Consider the following 19683-nt stretch of genomic DNA (forward strand, 5'->3'; position numbering starts at 1 on the left):
TTATCAACTATTATCAAAACGGCTTCACGAACACCAGCACGACGATCACCGCGGCGGCCAGCGCCGGCACCTCGTTGATCATCCGCAGCCGCCGGCCGTCGAGCGTCATCACGCCGCGCGCCAGCTTCTTCGCATAGCCGACCGCCCAGCCATGATAGCCCGACAGCAGCAGCACGAAGAGCAATTTGGCGTGCAGCCAGCCCTCGCCCCAATGCTGCCCCACCGTCGCGAGCAGCAGCCCGAGCAGCCACACCGCGATCATCGCCGGGGTCAGGATGATCGCGCGCAGCTTGGTCTCGCGCTCGACCCACAAGGCCGCCTCCTCGGCGCGGCCGGCGACCAGCGCCTCCTGGTGATAGACCAGGTAGCGCGGCAGCATGAACATCCCCGCCATCCAGAAGATGACGAAGATCACATGCGCCGCGACGATCCACAGATAGGCGCCCGCCAGCCATTCCATCACGATCCCCTCACCCGTGCGACCAGATGCTCGACATGCGCGATCGGCGTGAACTGGCCGATGCCATGCCCAAGGTTGAAGACATGTGGCCGGTCGCGGAACGCCGCCACTATGCGGTCGATGCCGTCGTCCAATGCCGCCCCGCCGGCGAGCAGGGCCAGCGGATCGAGATTGCCCTGCACCGGCAGCCCTGCCGGCAACACCGCATCCGCCCAGACCGGGTCGACCGTCTCGTCCAGCCCGATCGCATCGACGCCCGTCTCGCGCGCATAGGCGGGCAGCTTGGCCCCCGCCCCCTTCGGGAAACCGATGATACAGGCATCCGGACAGCGCGCACGCAGCCCGGCGACGATCGCCGCATTGGGCGCGATCACCCAGCGTTCGAACTGCGCCGGCGAGAGCGACCCCGCCCAGCTGTCGAACAATTGCACCGCCTCGACGCCCGCCTCGATCTGCCGCGCCAGATATTCGATCGTCATCGTCACGATCGCATCGATGATCGCGCCGAACGCCGCCGGGTCGGCATAAGCGAAGCCGCGCGTCTCGCCCTGGTCCTTCGATCCCGCGCCGGCGACCATGTAGGTGGCGACCGTCCACGGCGACCCGGCAAAGCCCAGAAACGTCGTCTCAGGCGGCAAAAGGGCCGCCACCCGCTCGCAGGTGCCGTAGACCGGTTCGAGGCGCTCAGGCACCCGTTGCAGCGCGTCCAGCGCATGATCGACGAGCGGCGGTGTCAGTCGCGGCCCCTCGCCCGGCCCGAAGGTCAGATCCTGTCCCAGCGCCCAGGGCACCATCAGGATGTCGGAGAACAGGATCGCGCCGTCGAAGCCGAAGCGCCGGATCGGCTGCACCGTCACCTCCGCCGCCGCGTCGGGATCGGTGGCGAGCGCGAGGAAGCCGCCCTTCTCCGCCCGCAGCGCGCGATACTCGGGAAGGTAGCGCCCTGCCTGACGCATGAGCCACATCGGCGGCACCGACGGTTTCGCGCCCTTCAGCACGGCGAGCAGCGGCTTGTTCACAGGATCGGACAGGGCCTTCTTCCTATCTAAGAAGATTCTAGAAAAGATTGATGCAGTGGTTGGCACGTGGAACGCGGGATAAAGCGTTTCGTCCCGTAATCACCCACAGGTTGACCGGCAAGGATCGGCGATTCCGCCGGGATTCGGGGGCGGCCATCCACACCGTCCACAGGCTGTGGATAAATCCATGCTCTGTGTGCGCAATTGTGGATGAAATGCGGGTTGTCCACCGCCGCCGGGTCGCTTGGCGGGGGTGCCGACTTGCCCTATCCCTTATGCCCATGTTGTCCACAGGTCTGCCCCGAGGCACGCGATGATGCGCCTCCACCTCCACCTCCTCTCGGATTCGACGGGCGAGACGCTGGAGAACATCGCCAAGGCGGCGCTGGCCCAATATGACGACGTCGAGACCGTCCGCCATTTCTGGCCGATGGTGCGGACCGAGGCGCATCTCGAACGCATTCTGCAGGAGATCGCGCAGAATCCGGGGCTGGTGGTCTTCACGCTCGTCAACGTCGCGACGCGCCGCATCCTCGAACAGCGCTGCCTCGCGCTCGGGCTGCCCGCGGTGGCGCCGCTCGATCCGGTCAACGACGCGCTGTCCGGGCTGCTCGGCCAGCAGGCCAAGGCGCGCCCCGGCCGCCAGCATGCGCTCGACGCCGCCTATTTCGCGCGCGTCGATGCGATCCAGTGGACGATCGCGCACGACGACGGCATCGCTTCGGAGGATTGGGAGGAGGCGGACATCGTCCTCGCCGGCGTGTCGCGCTCGTCGAAGACGCCGACCTCGATCTACCTCGCCAATCGCGGGTGGAAGACCGCCAACATCCCGGTGGTGGTCGAAAGCCCGCCGCCGCGCATCCTGTTCACGCTCAAGAACCCGCTCGTCGTCGGCCTCACCACCAGCGCCGACCGGCTGATCCAGATCCGCCGCAACCGCCTGCTCTCGCTCAACCAGATGCCCGACACGCCCTATGTCGAGGAGGAAGCGGTCGCGCGCGAGATCGCTTACGCGCGCCGGATGTTCGCCGACAACGGCTGGCCGGTGATCGACGTCACCCGCCGCTCGATCGAGGAAACCGCCGCCGCGATCATCGCGCTCGCCAACGACCGCAAGGCGGCGCGGGCGTGAGGCTGTCGCCCTGTCCCGTTCGTGGTGTGCAGCCCTTCTCCTCTTCGTCATCCCGGCGAAAGCCGGGACCCATGGACACGGGCGACCGGCGTGGCACGCCACCACCAACCCCATCGCATCCATGGATCCCGGCCTGCGCCGGGATGACGAAAGATGGCGTGATATCGCCGCAATGACGAAAGCTACCGCATGACCCTCATCCTCGCCTCGCAGAGCGCCTCGCGTCGCGCGATGCTCACCGCCGCCGGCGTGCCGTTCGAGGCGACCGTCGCCGGCGTCGACGAGGACGCCGCCAAGGCCGGTCTCGCCGGCAGCAAGCCGCGTGACCTCGCCGACGCGCTCGCCGAACTGAAGGCCGTCAAGGTCAGCCTGCGCCATCCCGGCCGGCTCGTGCTCGGCAGCGACAGCGTCGTCGCGCTCGCCGACGGCAGCCTGCTCGACAAGCCCGAGAGCCGCGAACAGGCCGCCGATCATCTCGCCCGCATGTCCGGCGCGCGCCACGACCTGTGGAGCGCGGCGGTGGTCGCCGAGAACGGCCGCCCCGTCTGGCGCCATGTCGAAGCGGCGAAGATGCACGTCCGGCCGCTCTCGCCCAGCTTCATCCAATGGTATCTCGACCAGGAATGGCCGGCGATCGCCGGCTGCGTCGGCTGCTACCGGATCGAAGGCCCCGGCGCGCAACTGTTCAGCCGGATCGAGGGCAGCCAGTTCACCGTCCTCGGCCTGCCGCTGCTCAACGTCCTCGACTATCTCCGAACCCGCGAAGTGATCCCCGCATGACCCGTTCCGATGCACCCGCCGGCGAAGGCCGGCCCTATGCCGAAGTGATCGGCGATCCCATCGTCCAGTCCAAGTCGCCGATCATCCACCGTTTCTGGCTCGACCAGCTCGGTCTCGACGCCGATTATCGCAAGACGCAGGTCACGACGGAGGATCTGCCCGCCTTCTTCGCCGAACGGCGCGACGATCCCGACTGGCGCGGCTGCAACGTCACCATGCCGCACAAGCTTGCCGCGCTCGACCATGTCGACGATCGCGGCGACGTGCGCGGCGGCATCGGCGCGATCAACACCGTCTTCCGTGCCGAGGATGGCGTCGCGGTCGGCACCAACACCGATGCCGGCGGCTTCTATGCGCCGCTCGCCGGGTTCGACTTTACCGGCCGCGCGGTGACCGTGGTCGGCGCCGGCGGCGCGGCGCGCGCGATCCTGTTCGCGCTCGCCCGGATGGACGTCGGCCCGGTGACGATCCTCAATCGTAACGTATTGAAAGCAGGTGTTTTGCTTTCGGCCTTCGGGCTCAAGGGCCAGGCGCTGCCGCTGTCGGCCCCCCTGCCCCCGGACACCGCGCTGCTGGTCAACGCCAGCACGCTCGGCATGACCGGCCAGCCCCCGCTCGACCTCGATTTGCGTGAGCTTAGTGAAGACAGCGTCGTCTACGACATCGTCTATTCGCCGCTGGAGACGCCCTTGCTCGCCGCCGCGCGGGCGCGCGGGCTCGAGACGGTCGACGGGCTGGAGATGCTGATCGGGCAGGCGGCGCTCGCCTTCGAGCTGTTCTTCGGCGCCGCGCCGCCGCGCGACCGCGACGAGGCATTGCGCGAGGCGCTGCTGGCATGATGGTGCTGGGCCTCACCGGCTCGATCGGCATGGGCAAGTCGACCGTCGCGGCGATGTTCACCGCCGAGGGCGTGCCCGTCTTCGATGCCGATGCCGCGGTCCATCGGCTGCAAGGCCCCGGCGGCCGCCTGGTCGCCGCGATCGAGGCCGCCTTCCCCGGCACCATCGGCGCGGGCGGCGTCGACCGCCCCGCCCTCGCCGCCGCGGTGCTCGGCGACGATGCGGCGATGACGCGGCTCGAGGGGATCGTCCATCCCGCCGTCGCCGAGGAACGCGCCAGCTTCCTTGCCGCCCATGCCGGCGCGGCGCTGGTCGTCTTCGACGTGCCGTTGCTGTTCGAGACGGGTGGCGACCGCGGCGTCGATGCCGTCGCCGTGGTCTCCGCCGCTGCCGACGTCCAGCGCCGCCGCACCCTCGCCCGCCCCGGCATGACCGCGGCCAAGTTCGACGCGATCCTCGCCCGCCAGCTGCCCGATGCCGACAAGCGCGCGCGCGCCACCTATGTCATCGCCACCGACGTGCCGCTAGACCAGACGCGTGCCGTGGTCCGCCACGTCATCGCTTGCATGGCGGCGCGCGCAGGCTGATAAAGGTGGGATGCGCGAGATTGTCTTCGACACCGAAACCACCGGCCTGAGCTTCGCCGGCGGCGACCGGCTGGTGGAGATCGGCTGCGTCGAGATGATCAACCGCGTCGAGACCGGCCGCACCTTCCACGCTTATTATCATCCCGAACGCAATATGCCCGCCGAGGCGCAGGCGGTGCACGGCATCTCCGAGGCCTTCCTCAGCGACAAGCCGAAGTTCGCCGAAGCGGTGGATGCGCTGATCGAATTCCTCGGCGATGCGCCGCTGGTCGCGCACAATGCCGGCTTCGACTTCTCCTTCCTCAACGGCGAGCTCAACCGCTGCGGCAGGCCGATCATCCATATCAACCGGATGGTCGACACGCTGCAGATCGCGCGCAGCCGCCATCCCGGCGCCAAGCACACGCTCGACGCCTTGTGTTCGCGCTTCGGCGTAGACCGGTCGCATCGCGTCCTCCACGGCGCGCTGCTCGATGCGCAGTTGCTGGCGCAGGTCTATGTCGAACTGCTCGGCGGTCGCCAGATCGGCCTCGGCCTGGTCAGCGACGTGCCCATCGCCACCACGACCCAGGTCGCGGTACGCCGCCCCGTCACCGTCCGTCCGCCGCGCGTCTTCCGCCCGTCGGACGCGGAACTTGCAGCACACGCAGCATTTGTTTCGAAGTTACAGGATCCGCTTTGGGGGGTCGGGGCGTTGGAATGACGTCAACCGGGTAAAGGCCAACAGGCCAGCCCATAATGATGGAGAATATAATGGATATCCGGATTTCTGGTCATCAGGTCGCAACCGGCGACGCGCTCAAGGATCATGTGAGCGACCGACTTCAGGGTATCGCCACCAAGCATTTCGAACGCGCCATCTCGGCCGAGGTGACGTTCGGCAAGGGGCCGCACGACGTCGGCTTCAAATGCGATATCGTCGTCCATGTCATGAAGGGCCTGGTGCTCAAGGGCAGCCACCAGGCGCAGGAGGCCCACCCCGCCTTCGACGGCGCGGCCGCCAAGATCGAAACGCAGCTGCGCCGCTATATGCGCCGCCTGAAGGACCGTCACGCCAGCGAGGCTGCCGCGGTGCAGGAGGACATGGGCTATGACAATGCCGGCTACACGCTGTTCCAGGAGCCCGCGCAGACCGACGAGGACATCGGCGACGCACCGCTGATCATCGCCGAGACGCGGGTCGACATTCCCGACGCCAGCGTGTCCGATGCGGTGATGATGCTCGACCTGCGCAACACCGCCGCGCTGCTGTTCCGCAACGCGGGCACCGGCTCGTACAACATGGTCTATCGCCGCGGTGACGGCACGATCGGCTGGGTCGAGCCGCAGCGCGAACAGGCCGCGCAGCCCGCCGCACGCTGACCTTTCCCCGCCCCGCCGGTTTCGTTAGAGGGCCCGGCGGGGCCCTTTGCTTTTATTCGAGTGACGCATGCACGACTTCAGCGATCTGCTGCGCCCCGAGGCGGTCTATGAGGGCGTGGCCGTCGCGCACAAGAAGGCGCTGTTCGCCCAGCTCTGCACCGCTGCCGACGCGCTCGGCCTCGACGGCAAGTTGACCGCGGAGCGGCTCGCCGCGCGCGAGAAGATCGGCTCGACCGGCTTCGGCGGCGGCGTCGCCATCCCGCATGCGCGGCTGCCCCATCTGTCGGCCGTCACCGGCGTCTTCATGCGCCTCGCGCAGCCGATCGAGTTCGATGCGGTCGACGATCTGCCGGTCGATCTCGTCTTCATGCTGGTATCGCCGGTCGATGCGGGCGCCGAGCACCTCAAGGCGCTCGCCCGCGTCTCGCGCCGGCTGCGCGACCGCACCTTCCTCGCCAAGTTGCGCGGCGCGGGGTCGCGCGACGCTCTCTATGCCCTGTTCACCGCCGACGCGGCGCGCGATGCCGCCTGACGCCGGCGCGCTGGCGCATTATCGCGCGCTTGAATCGCTCTATGCCGCGGCGCCGATCAACCGCCTGTTCGAATCGCGGCTCGAGATCGTCGAGGCCGGCGTCGCGCGCATCCACTTCCGGCTGACCGAGGATCATTACCACGCCGCCGGCGCGGTCCACGGCACCAGCTATTTCAAGATGCTCGACGATGCCGCTTTCTATGCGGCGAACAGCCTGGTCACCGATCGCTTCCTGCTCACCACCGCGTTCAACCTGCTGCTCACCCGGCCACTCAAGGCCGGCCCGGTCGTCGCCGAGGGGCGCTGGATCAGCGGCAAGCGCCGCGTCTATGTCGCTGACGCGCGGCTGATCGATGCCGAGGGCGAGGAGGTCGCGCGCGGCACCGGCACCTTCATGCGCTCGCAGATCGCGCTGTCCGGCCTGCCGGGCTACCGCACCGCATGACCGACCGGCTGCCGACGCAACTGATCGTCGGCGCGTTGCTCAGGCGGGTCAACGACGCCGGCGGCATCGCGATGGTGCGCGCCAGGGGCGAGCCGCAGGGCGGCGCGATGCTGCTGCTGATCGAGGATCGCCACGGCCCCACCCGCGTCCTCGAACGGCGGATTGACTTCGATGGCACGGCAACTCTGGCCGAATCGGTCCCGACCGACGGTGCCGAAGCCTATTGGCGGCGGCGGCGCGAATACGATCCGGATTTGTGGGTAATCGAACTGGACATCGCGGAAGCCGAACGGTTCGCCGCTGAAACGATCACGTCGAATTGACTCATGCCAGCCATGTGACGAATGCCGCGCGCACAGTGAAAGCGCGTTGTGCTGTGCCTGGGTGCGATCCGGGTCGGTGACGCAGTCGGGGGGATGCCCGGACGATCGGCCTGGCCGATCGGGTCCGTGGTCCAACCGCACATCGAATACGTAGATGACGATAATGCAACGCGCCGCGGCCATCGCGGCGATGACTTTCTCTCTGGCGGGCCTCATCAGCCACAGCTCGCCCGTCAAGGCCTCGGACATCGACCGTACGTCGATTCCCGCGCCGGCCTCGACCATTCAGATCATCAACACGGTCAGCCCCGTGTCGGTTCCCGTCCCCGCCGCCAGCGCCACGCCGCAGGCCGCCGCCACGGTCGAGCCGATCCCCGCCGAGCAGCAGGCCGAAGACGATCGTTTCAACAGCCTCGCCGAAGCCGTCGCCGCGCAGCGCGCCGAACAGGTCGATCCCGCGCAGCGCTGCCTCGCCGGCGCAATCTATTTCGAATCCAAGGGTGAGCCGCTCGCCGGCCAGCTCGCGGTCGCCAACGTGATCATCAACCGTTCCAAGTCAGGCCGCTTCCCCAGCGACATCTGCTCGGTGGTCAAGCAGCGCGGCCAGTTCAGCTTCGTGCGTGGCGGCGAGATCCCGTCGATCGATGAAGGCCGTGCCGCCTATCGTACCGCGCTCGCCGTCGCCAAGATCGCGCTCGCCGCGGCCTGGGAAAGCCCTGCCCCCAAGGCGCTGTTCTTCAACACGCCGAACCGCCGCCCGGCCGGCAACGTCACCAAGATCGCGATGATCGGCAACCACGTCTTCTATCGCTGATCGGTTCGAGCAGGCTTGTCCTGTTCGCGCAATGTTCCTAAGCGGGGGTCATGTTGGACATGGCCCCCGCTTCGTGTTTGGACGGCGGCGATCCCGCGATCTGTGCTGCGGATGTCGCCCGCGGCGTGACGCGGATGCTGCTGCGCCACGACATCACCACGATTCCCGAAGTGCCGCTGGAGGGCGGCCGCCGCGCCGATCTGATGGCGATCGATGCGCGCGGCCAATTGGTCGTGGTCGAGATCAAGGTATCGCGCGCCGACCTGCTCGGCGACGGGAAATGGCCCGATTATCTCGCGCATTGCGACCGCTATTATTGGGCGGTGCCGGCGGGGTTCGACACCACGCCGCTCGACGGCGCCGCATTCCTGCCAGAGCGTACGGGCGTGATCGTCGCCGACCGCTATGACGCCGCGATCGTGCGCGAGGCGCATACCGTGCCGCTGGCGGCGCATGTGCGCAAGCGCTGTACGCTGGCGTTCGCCCGCCGGGCGGCGCGGCGGCTGACGGGACTCGTCGATCCCGAGGCGTTCAGCGCCTAGCCAGGAGTTAGGGCAGGGTCGTAACGGCCCGCTACAGCTGATGCCCGGTGCGATCGCGCTTCGTCGCGAGATATCGTGCATTGTGCGGGTTGGGTGGCAGCTTGTGCGGCACCCGTTCCACCACATGCACCCCCGCCGCCTCCAGGCCCGCCACCTTGGCGGGATTGTTCGTCATCAACCGCACGCTGCGCTGCCCGAGCAGATCGAGCATGCGCGCCGCCACGCCGAAATCGCGCGCGTCGACCGCAAACCCCAACCGCACATTGGCGTCGACCGTATCGAACCCCTGGTCCTGCAAGGCATAGGCCCGCAGCTTGTTGACCAGACCGATCCCGCGTCCCTCCTGGCGCAGGTAGAGCAGGATGCCCCAGCCGTTCGCCTCGATCGCGGCGATCGCCGCACGCAACTGCGGCCCGCAGTCGCACTTCAGGCTGCCGAGCACGTCGCCGGTCAGGCATTCGCTGTGCAGGCGCACCAGCGGCGGCTCGCCATTGGGCTGGCCGATCAGCAGCGCGACATGTTCGTCGCTCGAATCGGGGGCGCGGAAGGCGACGATCTCGGCATCCTCGGCACCGTCGACGGGCAGGCGCGCGCGCGTGGCGAGCTGGAGCGCCCGCGCATCCTGATGCGCGTCGATCGCCTGGGTGGTGATCGTCACCTCGGGGTCGATGCCGTCGATGAAGAAGGCGGGGAGCAATCCCGCGATCCGTGCCAGCCGGATCGCCGCGAGGCTGGCGAGCGGGCGCCTCACGGGCTCGGTGCGGAACGGCCCCTTCAGCGGCGTCGCCAGATCGAATTGCGGGTCGGCGAGCGCGACTGCGGTGTTGAAGTCGAGCCAGGGGGCGGATTCGATCACCACCGGCGTATCGGGATCGGCGGCGGCCAATTGGTTGGTCAGTTTCAGCGTCGCCGCACGGCCGTTGGAGATCAGCAGCGCACCCGCGCCGTCGGCAGCGAAGGCCGCCGCGCCCGCCGGATCGGCGGTTTCCACCGCAAGCAACGGCAGGGGGGCCTCGCCGTCCGCGTGGATCGCGATCGGCCAGCCACGGCGCAGCGCATCGATCGCGCGCGCGACATCACGGGCGCCGCTCAAAAGGCGAACTCGGTCATGATCGGCACATGGTCCGACGGTTTCAGCCAGCTGCGGCAATCCTCGAACACGATATGGCGGCTGGCCATCGCGGCGACGTCCCCCGTCGCCCACATATGGTCGAGCCGCCGGCCGCGATCGTTCTTGGTGAAGTCGGGCGAGCGATAGCTCCACCAGGTATGCAGCCGCGCCGGGGCGGGATGGAAATGGCGGCCGAGGTCGACCCAGTCGTTCGACGCCTGCAACCGGTCGAGCGCCTCGACCTCGATCGGCGTATGGCTCACCGTCTTGAGCAGCGCCTTGTGGCTCCACACGTCGCTCGGCAGCGGTGCGATGTTGAAGTCGCCGGTGAGGATCGTCGGGCCGTCGAGCGTCGCCGACCAGGCGGTCATCCGCTCGACGAAATCGAGCTTCTGCCCGAACTTGGGGTTCACTTCGCGATCCGGCACGTCGCCGCCGGCGGGCACATAGACGTTTTCCAGCCGCACACCGTTGGGCAGGCGGACACCGACATGACGCGCCTCGCGATTGGCCTGCCAGTCGAAGCGGTCGTCCTCGGCGATCGGCACCCGGCTGAGGATCGCGACGCCATGGTGCATGCGTTGGCCATGGATGACGATATGGTTGTAGCCGAGGCTGCGGAACATCGCGAACGGGAAGTCCTCGTCGACCACCTTGGTTTCCTGCAGGCACAGGATGTCGGGTTCTGCCTCGCGCAGGAACTGCTCGACGATGGCGATCCGGAAGCGGACGGAATTGATATTCCAGGAGACGATCTTCACCGCCGCCATGTAGCGGCGAGCGGACGGGATCGCCAGAGCCGGAACATATTCCTCCCCGCGCGAGACGAGGAGTCGCGCCATAACGGAAAGGCCCCCGCTCCGGGGGCATGGAGCGAGGGCCGACCTAGCGTTCGTCACGCAGGCGGGAAGTGGGTTGGGTCATCCGGGCAACAGGGGGAAAAATCCCGAACGCCCCACATCCGCGAGGAAGCTTTTACGCCTGCAAACCTGTCGCGGTGATGAATGGGCCAGTTAATTCCCGTTCATTAACGCGTATTTGCCCTCCGCGGGTCGACCCATTTGAACGTTCCGTCGCTCACCGGCACGCCAAAGCGCTGGTTGTTGAATCGAATCGTCGTGCGGTTGTTCTGGCTGTCGAGCTGCACCCAGCCCTGCAACACGAGTCCTGCCGGCGCCGCGGCATCGCGCGCGAAGATCATCGTGATCCGGCCGATCTCGGGATGCTTGGGATCGTTCGCCTCGACCGAGACGACGCGATCGTTGCCGGTCGGGACGACCTTGGCATAGCGGGTGATGTCGCGGCTCGGGTCGAGCAGGACGACAAGCGGCGAATTCTTGATCGGCCAGCGCTGCACCTGACGGACCGAATAATCGATGAAGGTCAGCGCGCCGCCCTCCGCGACGATCAGGATCGGCACGCCCTTTTCGTACTGGAAGCGCAGCTTGCCCGGCGCCTTCAGCGCGAACGTGCCGGTGAGCACCTTGCCGGTGCGATCGGTCTGGGTGAAGTCCGCGGTCATCGTCGTGATCGCCTGAAGGTGGCGCTGCACCGCGGCGAGATCGCCGGTGGCCTGGGCAGGCAGGGCGGCGGGGGCCACGATCGCGGCGGCGGCTAAAGCATATCGGATCATGCGGGTCCTGTGGTCTTGGTGCATTGAATGACCGCTTAACCGCGCAACGGGCGGGGAGGGTCCTTCCGAACACGGGCTCGGGAGGCTGGAAGATCCAGCCCCATGGCAAGCTGGCCCCTCAGATCGCGTGGCCCTCGGTATCGCGCAGCACCTCGCGGCGGCCGACGTGGTCGGGGCGGCTGACGATACCGTCCTTCTCCATCTTCTCGATCAGCCGCGCCGCAGAATTGTAGCCGATGCGCAACTGGCGCTGCAGCCAGCTCGTCGACGCCTTCTGCGATTCGCACACCAGCTGGATCGCGGCGCGATATTGCTGATCCTCGGCCGAATCCTCGCCCTCCGGCGATCCTTCGAGCGTGAAGCCGTCCTCGGGCTCTTCGGTGACCGAGGTGATATAGTCGGGCTGGCCCTGGCTGCGCCAGTGATCGGCGATGCTGCGCACCTCGTCGTCGCTGACGAACGGGCCGTGGACGCGGACGATGCCCTTGCCGCCGGGCATGTAGAGCATGTCGCCCTTGCCGAGCAGCTGTTCGGCGCCCTGTTCGCCCAGGATGGTGCGCGAATCGATCTTGCTGGTGACGTGGAAGGAGATGCGCGTCGGCAAATTGGCCTTGATGACGCCGGTGATGACGTCGACCGATGGCCGCTGCGTCGCCATGATCAGGTGGATGCCCGCCGCGCGCGCCTTCTGCGCCAGCCGCTGGATCAGGAACTCGACCTCCTTGCCCGCGGTCATCATCAGGTCGGCGAGCTCGTCGACGATGACGACGATCTGCGGCAGCGGCTCATAGTCGAGCTGCTCTTCCTCATAGACCGGTTGGCCAGTCTCGGGATCATAGCCGGTCTGCACGCGGCGGCCGAGCCGCTGGCCCTTCGCCTTGGCGGCGCGGACCTTGTCGTTGAAGCCGGCAAGGCTGCGCACGCCGACCGACGACATCTGGCGGTAGCGGTCCTCCATCGTCTCGACCGCCCATTTGAGCGCGCGCACCGCCTTGGCCGGGTCGGTGACGACCGGCGACAGCAGATGCGGGATATCGTCGTACATGCTCAGTTCGAGCATCTTGGGATCGATCATGATCATCCGGCACTGTTCCGGCGTCAGCCGGTAGAGCAGCGACAGGATCATGCAGTTGAGCCCGACCGACTTGCCCGAGCCGGTGGTACCCGCGACGAGCAGATGCGGCATCGGCGCGAGATCGGCGATCACCGGATCACCGGCGATGTTCTTGCCGAGGATGATCGGCAGCTGCGCCGCCTGATCCTCGAACGTCTGGCTGCCGACCAGTTCGTGCAGGGACACCGATTCGCGCTTCTGGTTGGGCAGTTCGATGCCGATGACGTTGCGGCCGGGGATCACCGCGACGCGCGCCGACACCGCCGACATGTTGCGCGCGATATCGTCGGCGAGCGCGATGACGCGGCTCGCCTTGATGCCGGGGGCGGGTTCCAGCTCGTACATCGTCACGACCGGGCCGGGGCGGACCTCGTTGATGACGCCGTGCACCTTGAAGTCGTCGAGCACGTTCTCGAGCAATCGCGCGTTGCGCTCCAAAGCGGCCTTGTCGATCTGCCCCTTGGGCGCGGGCGGCGCGGGGGTGAGCAGGTCGAGCTGCGGCAGCGTATAGGTGTGGCCGAGGTCGAGGCTCTGCTGGCGCGGCTTCGGCTTGGCGGCGGACGGCGCGACCGCGCGGTCGGCGATGACCGGGGCAGGGCGCGTGTCGGGCTCGGCGACGGCGCGCGGCTCGATCACCTTGCGCGCGAGCTGCAGCGGCTCTTCGTCCTCGTCGTCGTAGCTTTCGTCATAGCCGTCGAGCAGGTCGTCCCCCTCGACCGTCGCGCGGGCGCGGCGCAGGCGGAAGCGGCGCTCGCCGAGGTCGATCTCGAGGCTCTTCGCCCAGATGATGATGCCCGCGACGCCGGCGATCAGGCCGATGCCCCGCGCCACCCAGCGTTCGGCACCGGGCTGGCCGAGGAAGCTCAGCCCCCATTGCACGAGATGCGCGACCGACAGGCCGATCACGCCGCCCCAGCCGGCGGGCAGCGCGAGCACCGACGAATCGGACACGAAGGCGAGCGCCGCGGCGATCAGCGCGACGCCGATCGCCGCGTTGCGCAGCATCGCCAGCCACCGGCCCGGCGGCTGGTCGCGCCACAGCCGCACCGCGACGATGGGCGCGATCGGCAGCAGCAGTGCCACCGCCGGTCCGAACAGGGTGAGCGCGACGTCGGCGAACCACGCGCCCGGCGGCCCCGCCAGGTTGAGCACCGGCCCGCCCGACGCGGTGTTGAGGGCCGCGTCGCTGGCATGATAGCTGGCCAGCGCCAGCACCATCAGCGCGGTGACTAGGAACAGCGCGATCGCGGTGATCAAAGCCCCGCCGCGCACCGCCCCTGCCTTCACCGTCTCACGCAACAGCCCTGGCTGCGCACGGCTCGCCATCGCCCGATTCCTTCAATGTGCGAAAATCACCGGAATCATCGGGCCAGGCGGGCGTCACGTCAAGGCGCTTGGGATGAGCCGCGTCCTGCCGATGCCCCCGCCCGAACGTCGTTCCGGTGCCATTGCGCGGCGTGATGGGGCTACCGGAACAAGTACGGGGCGACGGCTCTTGTCGCGGCAACGGTCTGGCACGGCGACGAACCGTCGGAGCATGCGGACCGTTGGCACCTGCGCGCGGCAGGCGTAGGGGAGACGATATGGACACGGACGTCATCATCCTGGGCGGTGGCCTGGTCGGCGCGACCCTCGCGCTCGCGCTCGACGCGCATGGGCTCAGCGCCACCGTCATCGATCCGGCCGACCCGGCGGTGATCCTTGCCCCCGGCTTCGACGGGCGCGCCTCGGCGATCGCCAGCGCGAGCGGGCGGATGCTCGATGCGATCGGCATCGGTTCGGCGTTGGCGGGCCATGGCTGCGCGATCCGCCACATCCGGGTCAGCGACGGGCTCGAACCCGGCAAGCTCGATTTCCGCCCCGACGCGGGCGATGGCGCGCTCGGCACGATGTATGAGAACAAGCGGCTGCGCACCGCCTTGTTCGAGGCGGCGACGGCGGCGCGCCACGTCGATCTGCGCATGCAGACGCGCGCGACCGATGTGGTGCGCGGACCTGCCGGGGTGACCGCGACGCTCGACTCGGGCGCGACCGTCACCGCGCCGCTGCTGATCGCGGCGGAAGGACGCAACTCGCCGACGCGCGAGGCGGCGGGGATCGCGGTGGCGCGCTGGCAATATGATCATGCCGCGATCGTCGGCGCCTTCCACCACGAATATCCGCACGAGGATATCGCCTACGAGATCTTCTATCCCGCGGGGCCGTTCGCGCTGCTGCCGCTGCCCGATGACGAGGTCGGCCACCGCTCGGCGATCGTCTGGTCGGTGAAGGGGGAGGACGGCCCGGCGATGATGAAGCTGGGCGACCGCGCGTTCCTCGCCGAGGCGAGCAAGCGGATGGGCGGGTTCCTCGGCGACCTCACCGCACCCAGCCCGCGGGCGAGCTACCCGCTGGGCTTCCACCATGCGGCACGGATCACCTCCGAGCGGCTGGTGCTGGTCGGCGATGCCGCGCACGGCATCCATCCGATCGCGGGGCAGGGGCTCAACCTCGGCCTGCGCGACGTCGCGACGCTGGCCGAGGTGCTGGTCGAGGGCAAGCGGCTCGGCCTCGATCTCGGCGATCCCGCGCTGCTCGAACGCTATCAGCGCTGGCGTGGGCTCGACACCTTCATGGTCGCCGCCGCCACCGACACGCTGACCCGGCTGTTCGGCATTCCCGGCAAGACCGCGAGCGCGGTGCGCCGGTTCGGCATCAGCGCGGTCGACCGGTTGCCGCCGCTCAAGAACCGCTTCATGGCCGAGGCGCGCGGCGAAAGCGGCACCCTGCCCAAATTGCTGCAAGGATTGCTGGTGTGAGCGAACCCGTGCGGGCCCCCACGTTGCGCAAGGCGCAGAATGGCGTCGCGCGCGGGATCGGGATTGGACTGGGACTGACGATCGCCGCGGCGATCCTCGGCTATAGCCGTAGCACCACGGCGATCCTGGAGAGCCGGCTGACGACGCTCGGCATCGCCGCGCTCGTGCTCGGCCTGTGGCTGGCGGCGGCGATGGGCGATGTCGCGCGGCGACGGTTCACCTCCGCCGGCGCGATCGGCGGCAGCGACGGTGATCCGCGCGTCGATGTCGCCAATGCGATTCTGCGCAACACGGCGGAGCAGGCGCTGCTTGCCCTCGTCGCCTATAGCGCGCTGACGCTGGTCAGTGACTATGCGCGGGTGCCGGTCGCGCTGTTCGCCGCGTGCTTCACCGCCGGACGCCTGCTGTTCTGGACCGGCTATCGCGACGGGGCCGAGGCGCGCGCGCTCGGGTTCGCGCTGACCTTCTACCCCAGCGTCGCCGCGCTGCTGATGGCGGCGATCGCCGCGCTACGCTGAGCCTGGGTCAGGCCCGCCGCTGGCGGAAGGCGAGCGCGCTCAGCACCGCGATGATGGACGCGGCACCCGCACCATAGAGCATCACCCAGCCGAACCCCTGCACCAGCGCCGTCCGCGCGACCGCCAATGTCGGCTGAACGGCGGGACTTAGGCCTTGCCGGACACCAGTCTGGGATTGGCGATCGCCAGGCCGGCGCCGAAGACGATCGCGTCCTCGACGAAGCCGGTGGTGGTCTGGCCATAGCGGCGCATCGCAGCACAGCGCAGCTGCCAGCCGAAATAGGAGGCGGCGAGCGCACTGCCGACCGCCACCGCGGCGCCGAGCACCTTCTTGTCACGTGGCGCCAAAGCGGCACCGGCATAAGCGGCGGTGACGCTGCGCACCGCCAGCCCGATCGGCACGATGCGGTCGGGCGCCGTCTTCATCTTGTCGCCCGCCATTTCCGCGGCGGCGAACGCGGCAGTGCCGGCGGCGATGACCGGGTTGCGCAGCAGCGACTGCAACGGCAGATCGGCCGATATCTCCTTGCGGCGGGTCGCGGTGGCGATCACCGCCAGCGGAGTGATGCCACGCTGGCCGGCGACCAGACCGATGAGGAACGAACGGATCATTGCTTGTGCCTTCCGAAACGGAGTCACACGCTACAATCCACGCGATCGCATCCGTATCCCGCAACAGCGGCGGCGCCCGGCCTATTCGACCTCCATCGCATGGCGCGGAGGATAAGCCGGGCGCCGTCCGCGCTCAGACGAGCGTCAGGCCGACGTCGACGTTGCCGCGGGTCGCGTTCGAGTACGGGCAGATCTGATGCGCGGTCTCGACCAGCTGCTGCGCCTGCTCGCGCTCGACGCCGGGCAGCGACACCTGCAGGTCGGCGGTGATGCCGAAGCCGCCTTCCGAACGCGGGCCGATGCCGACCTTGGCGGTGACCGTCACGTCGTCGGGCACCTTGACCTTGAGCTCGCGACCCGCCGCCTTCAGCGCACCGATGAAGCAGGCCGAATAGCCCGCGGCGAACAATTGCTCGGGGTTGCTGCCGTCGCCGCCGGCGCCGCCCAGCTCCTTGGGCGTCGACAGCTGGACATCGATCTTGCCATCGTCCGAACGGGCATGGCCGTCGCGCCCGCCGGTGGCGGAGGCGGTGGTGCTGTACTTGACGTCGACCGACATGATGATTCTCCTGGTTGCTTATCGCGATAAGCATTTAGGCGAGGCGCCGTCATCCGTCCAGAACTATTTGTCGCGATAAGCATTTTTGTGCTAGGCGACCGGTGAGGAGAGTGACGATGCCCGGCCCGCTGCCGCTCGATGAACAGCTGTGTTTCTCGCTATATGCCGCGACGATCGCAATTAACCGCGCCTACAAGCCGGTGCTCGATCGCCTCGGCATCACATATCCGCAATTCCTGGTGCTCCAGGTGCTCAGCGGTGCGGAGGAGGGGGTGCCGATCGGTACGATCGCCGAGCGGCTGGCGCTCGAACCGAGCACGATCACGCCGCTGGCGAAGCGGCTCGAGGTGGCGGGGCTCGTCACCCGGCTGCGCAATCCCGCCGACGAGCGGCAGGTTCGTGTCCGCCTCACCGACAAGGGCCGGGATTGCTGGCGCGAGACCGGCTGCCTCGCGCCGATGATCGTGGAGCGTACCGGGATCAGCCGCGAACGGCTCGCCGCGCTCAATGCGGAAGTGACGGCGTTGCGGCGTGCGCTGGTTTCCGATCCGGCGGCGGCGCCCGCCACCGCCTGACCGGCAAACGTCAGGCGCGCGGCTCGGCGCGCGCGCCGGCGATCATCCGCCGAGCAATCGCCCGTACGGCTTCGTCGTCCTTGCTGCCGTCGCCGGCGGGATCGCCGAGATGGTCGAGGCTGCGCTCCATCACGTCGAGCAGGCCGGGATGGCGATCCTCGACATATTCCATCAGCTTGAACAGCAGATGTTCGGTGGCGATCTCGCGCTGGCGGGTGCGAATGGCGGTGTCGTCGGTCATGAAGCCTCCTGTGAGAGAGGCGCAACGCATCATCGCGCGGTTGGTGACGCGCGTCGCGTTGCCGATTGCGCGGAACATTCCGCGCCCCGCGCCGCTTCCCCCTGACTTTTCGGGAGAAATGCGATGGACGACAGCCGTTTGTGGAGCTTCGAGCAGAGCCTGTGGACCGAGGGTCCAGACAATTACCGCGAGAAGGTCGACCCGGAGGTGGTCATGGTGCTGCCGCGCCCGCCGTTCGTACTGCGCGGCAACGATGCGATCGACGCGGTCGCCGATACGCCGGTATGGGACGCGGCGACGCTGAGCGAGCGGCAGGTCTCACGGCCGCAGGAGGGCCTGATCGTGATCGGCTATCACGTCCACGCCGAGCGTGACGGTGAGGCCTATGAGGCGCACTGCACCTCGACGATCCGCCGCCTCGAACACGAGGTGTGGCGAGTCGTTCAGCATCAGCAGAGCCCGGTGCTCGCCAAGGCGGTCGCGAACGGCTGACGCACCACCGCCGTCCGGCCGGGGCCGGACGGCGGTACCATCATCCGATCGGGATCAGCGGTCGCGTTCGGCGCGCTTGCGGTCGGCCTTGCGGGCACGGCTCACGGCGGCGGCATGCTCGCGCGCGCGCTTCTCCGACGGCTTCTCGTAATGCCGGCGGAGCTTCATCTCGCGGTAGACACCCTCCCGCTGGAGCTTCTTCTTCAGGGCGCGGAGGGCTTGATCGACATTATTGTCGCGAACGATGATCTGCATGGAAGGTCTTTGCTTTCGGTGGGCACCAATGCGCCTAATTGAAGTTCTTGCGCGCCAGCGTCAACCGTGGATCGTGGCAGAATCGGCAATTCGGCCCGACAAAGGCGGCTTTTGCGGCGGTTTTGCCCTTTAACTGCCAGTCGAGCCAGTTGGTTGCGACGATTGCCCCGAGTCCGCCATGCGGCTGCATATAGGTGCCACCGTGGCCGACGGGGATGTTGACCAGCGCCGCGGGAACGCGGGTGATTCGCGCGAAATCGTCGGTGCCGTTCGCCGCGGCGATGTCGGTCGGGCCGCCGAGCACATAGAGTATCGGTCCATGCAGCCCGGCGAGCAGCGCCTTGTCGGAGACGATTCCACCGATCGGATTGGCGCCGTCCGGAAAGAAGCCGCTGTTCATGATGACCGCGGTCCTGACCCGTGGGTCCTGCGCGGTCGCCAGCGCCTGTAGCCCGCCGCAGCTCCATCCCGACGCCGCGACCTGATCGACCGCGATATGGCCGCGCAGCGGACTGCCGGCGCGGCCGTTCTCGCGCTGCGCCCAGTCGATCGCGTCCGCCAGCAGGCGAGTCGGCGTCGCCACGGTCAGCTTGGCGCCGGGCTGCGCAGCAGGCTGGGGCGCCGCTGCCGTAGCGGGCAGGCGGCCCGACGCGATGACGAGATAGCCGTGCGAGGCGATCTCCAGCAGGTGATTGCGCGAGCTGGTGCCATCCGCACTGCACCCGCCATTGCCCCACACGTAGATGCCGAGCCGCTCGCCCTTCAGCTTCGACAGATCGGCGGGGCGGTAGACGACATGATCGGGCAAATCGGCGCGCGTCTCGAACAGCGCGGGATAGCGGCCGCTGCCGCGTTCGGGAGTCTGGGCGGGAAGGGCGCTGCCGGCGAGCAGCGCGGCGACGGCGAAGAACAGGCGCATGATCGACCCCGACGGGATGGA

At 68.2% G+C, this 19683-nt stretch carries 26 protein-coding genes; 15 read left to right on the forward strand and 11 right to left on the reverse strand.

Annotated elements, in window-relative coordinates:
* Positions 1–13: 13 nt before the first annotated feature.
* Both HD841_RS01060 and hemE read right to left on the reverse strand, forming a co-directional pair.
* Positions 14–460, reverse strand: coding sequence for a CopD family protein (locus HD841_RS01060; protein ID WP_179507042.1), 447 nt, complete (start codon positions 458–460; stop codon positions 14–16).
* The gene (gene hemE, locus HD841_RS01065) at positions 460–1479 is read right to left on the reverse strand and encodes a uroporphyrinogen decarboxylase (protein ID WP_179507043.1); all 1020 of its coding nucleotides are present in this window, start codon (positions 1477–1479) and stop codon (positions 460–462) included. The genes HD841_RS01060 and hemE overlap by 1 nt, the downstream gene beginning before the upstream one ends.
* 313 nt (positions 1480–1792) lie before the next feature.
* Here hemE and HD841_RS01070 point away from each other — a divergent pair, with 313 nt between their 5' ends.
* The 11 genes from HD841_RS01070 to HD841_RS01120 all read left to right on the forward strand — a co-directional run bounded on the left by HD841_RS01070 (position 1793) and on the right by HD841_RS01120 (position 8835).
* Positions 1793–2611 (forward strand): pyruvate, water dikinase regulatory protein, encoded by an 819-nt coding sequence (locus HD841_RS01070; RefSeq protein WP_179507044.1) that lies wholly within the window; start codon positions 1793–1795, stop codon positions 2609–2611.
* Positions 2612–2800: 189 nt separating this feature from the next.
* Positions 2801–3391, forward strand: coding sequence for a Maf family protein (locus tag HD841_RS01075; RefSeq protein ID WP_179507045.1), 591 nt, complete (start codon positions 2801–2803; stop codon positions 3389–3391).
* Positions 3388–4230 carry a shikimate dehydrogenase gene (gene aroE / locus HD841_RS01080; RefSeq protein ID WP_179507046.1) on the forward strand — a complete coding sequence of 281 codons (843 nt, stop codon included), beginning with the start codon at positions 3388–3390 and terminating at the stop codon, positions 4228–4230. Before HD841_RS01075 ends, aroE begins: the two co-directional genes overlap by 4 nt.
* Positions 4227–4817, forward strand: coding sequence for a dephospho-CoA kinase (gene coaE, locus HD841_RS01085; protein WP_179507047.1), 591 nt, complete (start codon positions 4227–4229; stop codon positions 4815–4817). Before aroE ends, coaE begins: the two co-directional genes overlap by 4 nt.
* A 10-nt stretch (positions 4818–4827) precedes the next feature.
* Positions 4828–5520: a DNA polymerase III subunit epsilon gene (gene dnaQ / locus HD841_RS01090; protein ID WP_179507048.1), complete on the forward strand. Its 693-nt coding sequence runs from the start codon at positions 4828–4830 to the stop codon at positions 5518–5520.
* Between the two features lie 50 nt (positions 5521–5570).
* Positions 5571–6179 carry a ribosome hibernation-promoting factor, HPF/YfiA family gene (gene hpf, locus HD841_RS01095; protein WP_179507049.1) on the forward strand — a complete coding sequence of 203 codons (609 nt, stop codon included), beginning with the start codon at positions 5571–5573 and terminating at the stop codon, positions 6177–6179.
* 67 nt (positions 6180–6246) lie between these two features.
* Complete coding sequence (locus HD841_RS01100; protein ID WP_179507050.1) at positions 6247–6711, forward strand: PTS sugar transporter subunit IIA; 465 nt, start codon at positions 6247–6249, stop codon at positions 6709–6711.
* On the forward strand, positions 6701–7156 hold the full coding sequence (locus HD841_RS01105; RefSeq protein ID WP_179507051.1) for a PaaI family thioesterase: 456 nt from the start codon (positions 6701–6703) through the stop codon (positions 7154–7156). Before HD841_RS01100 ends, HD841_RS01105 begins: the two co-directional genes overlap by 11 nt.
* Positions 7153–7479, forward strand: a complete 327-nt coding sequence (locus HD841_RS01110) for a DUF1491 family protein (RefSeq protein ID WP_179507052.1) — start codon at positions 7153–7155, stop codon at positions 7477–7479. The genes HD841_RS01105 and HD841_RS01110 overlap by 4 nt, the downstream gene beginning before the upstream one ends.
* A 154-nt stretch (positions 7480–7633) precedes the next feature.
* On the forward strand, positions 7634–8293 hold the full coding sequence (locus HD841_RS01115; RefSeq protein ID WP_179507053.1) for a cell wall hydrolase: 660 nt from the start codon (positions 7634–7636) through the stop codon (positions 8291–8293).
* A gap of 50 nt (positions 8294–8343) precedes the next feature.
* Positions 8344–8835 carry an MmcB family DNA repair protein gene (locus HD841_RS01120; RefSeq protein WP_179507054.1) on the forward strand — a complete coding sequence of 164 codons (492 nt, stop codon included), beginning with the start codon at positions 8344–8346 and terminating at the stop codon, positions 8833–8835.
* 31 nt (positions 8836–8866) lie between these two features.
* On the opposite strand, the gene ribA is transcribed toward HD841_RS01120, so the two are convergent.
* The 4 genes from ribA to HD841_RS01140 form a co-directional block, all read right to left on the reverse strand.
* Positions 8867–9928, reverse strand: a complete 1062-nt coding sequence (gene ribA / locus HD841_RS01125; protein WP_179507055.1) for a GTP cyclohydrolase II — start codon at positions 9926–9928, stop codon at positions 8867–8869.
* Entirely contained in the window at positions 9925–10716 is a 792-nt protein-coding gene (locus tag HD841_RS01130) for an exodeoxyribonuclease III (RefSeq protein WP_179508044.1), read from the reverse strand. The genes ribA and HD841_RS01130 overlap by 4 nt, the downstream gene beginning before the upstream one ends.
* A gap of 257 nt (positions 10717–10973) precedes the next feature.
* Positions 10974–11579, reverse strand: a complete 606-nt coding sequence (locus HD841_RS01135) for a LolA family protein (RefSeq protein ID WP_179507056.1) — start codon at positions 11577–11579, stop codon at positions 10974–10976.
* A 118-nt stretch (positions 11580–11697) separates the two neighbouring features.
* Positions 11698–14019 (reverse strand): DNA translocase FtsK, encoded by a 2322-nt coding sequence (locus HD841_RS01140; protein WP_179507057.1) that lies wholly within the window; start codon positions 14017–14019, stop codon positions 11698–11700.
* 257 nt (positions 14020–14276) lie between these two features.
* Here HD841_RS01140 and HD841_RS01145 point away from each other — a divergent pair, with 257 nt between their 5' ends.
* Both HD841_RS01145 and HD841_RS01150 read left to right on the forward strand, forming a co-directional pair.
* Positions 14277–15491: a UbiH/UbiF/VisC/COQ6 family ubiquinone biosynthesis hydroxylase gene (locus HD841_RS01145; protein WP_179507058.1), complete on the forward strand. Its 1215-nt coding sequence runs from the start codon at positions 14277–14279 to the stop codon at positions 15489–15491.
* A complete protein-coding gene (locus HD841_RS01150; RefSeq protein WP_179507059.1) occupies positions 15488–16009 on the forward strand; it encodes an MAPEG family protein in 522 nt (173 codons plus the stop codon). Before HD841_RS01145 ends, HD841_RS01150 begins: the two co-directional genes overlap by 4 nt.
* Positions 16010–16156: 147 nt before the next feature.
* Here HD841_RS01150 and HD841_RS01155 read toward each other — a convergent pair whose 3' ends face one another.
* Positions 16157–16621, reverse strand: a complete 465-nt coding sequence (locus HD841_RS01155) for a DUF4126 domain-containing protein (protein WP_179507060.1) — start codon at positions 16619–16621, stop codon at positions 16157–16159.
* Between the two features lie 133 nt (positions 16622–16754).
* A complete protein-coding gene (locus HD841_RS01160) occupies positions 16755–17180 on the reverse strand; it encodes an organic hydroperoxide resistance protein (RefSeq protein ID WP_179507061.1) in 426 nt (141 codons plus the stop codon).
* 116 nt (positions 17181–17296) lie between these two features.
* Here HD841_RS01160 and HD841_RS01165 point away from each other — a divergent pair, with 116 nt between their 5' ends.
* Positions 17297–17755, forward strand: coding sequence for a MarR family winged helix-turn-helix transcriptional regulator (locus HD841_RS01165; protein WP_179507062.1), 459 nt, complete (start codon positions 17297–17299; stop codon positions 17753–17755).
* A gap of 10 nt (positions 17756–17765) precedes the next feature.
* Here the strand turns inward: HD841_RS01165 and HD841_RS01170 are convergent, their stop codons facing one another.
* Complete coding sequence (locus tag HD841_RS01170) at positions 17766–17996, reverse strand: hypothetical protein (protein WP_179507063.1); 231 nt, start codon at positions 17994–17996, stop codon at positions 17766–17768.
* A 123-nt stretch (positions 17997–18119) separates the two neighbouring features.
* On the opposite strand from HD841_RS01170, the gene HD841_RS01175 reads away from it, so the two are divergent.
* Positions 18120–18488: a nuclear transport factor 2 family protein gene (locus HD841_RS01175; protein ID WP_179507064.1), complete on the forward strand. Its 369-nt coding sequence runs from the start codon at positions 18120–18122 to the stop codon at positions 18486–18488.
* A 54-nt stretch (positions 18489–18542) separates the two neighbouring features.
* On the opposite strand, the gene rpsU is transcribed toward HD841_RS01175, so the two are convergent.
* Positions 18543–18743 (reverse strand): 30S ribosomal protein S21, encoded by a 201-nt coding sequence (gene rpsU, locus HD841_RS01180; protein WP_037535892.1) that lies wholly within the window; start codon positions 18741–18743, stop codon positions 18543–18545.
* A gap of 34 nt (positions 18744–18777) precedes the next feature.
* A complete protein-coding gene (locus tag HD841_RS01185; protein WP_179507065.1) occupies positions 18778–19662 on the reverse strand; it encodes a hypothetical protein in 885 nt (294 codons plus the stop codon).
* Between the last annotated feature and the right edge of the window lie 21 nt (positions 19663–19683).

The sequence above is a fragment of the Sphingomonas melonis genome, assembly GCF_013409985.1.
GTDB classification, from domain to species: domain Bacteria; phylum Pseudomonadota; class Alphaproteobacteria; order Sphingomonadales; family Sphingomonadaceae; genus Sphingomonas; species Sphingomonas melonis_A.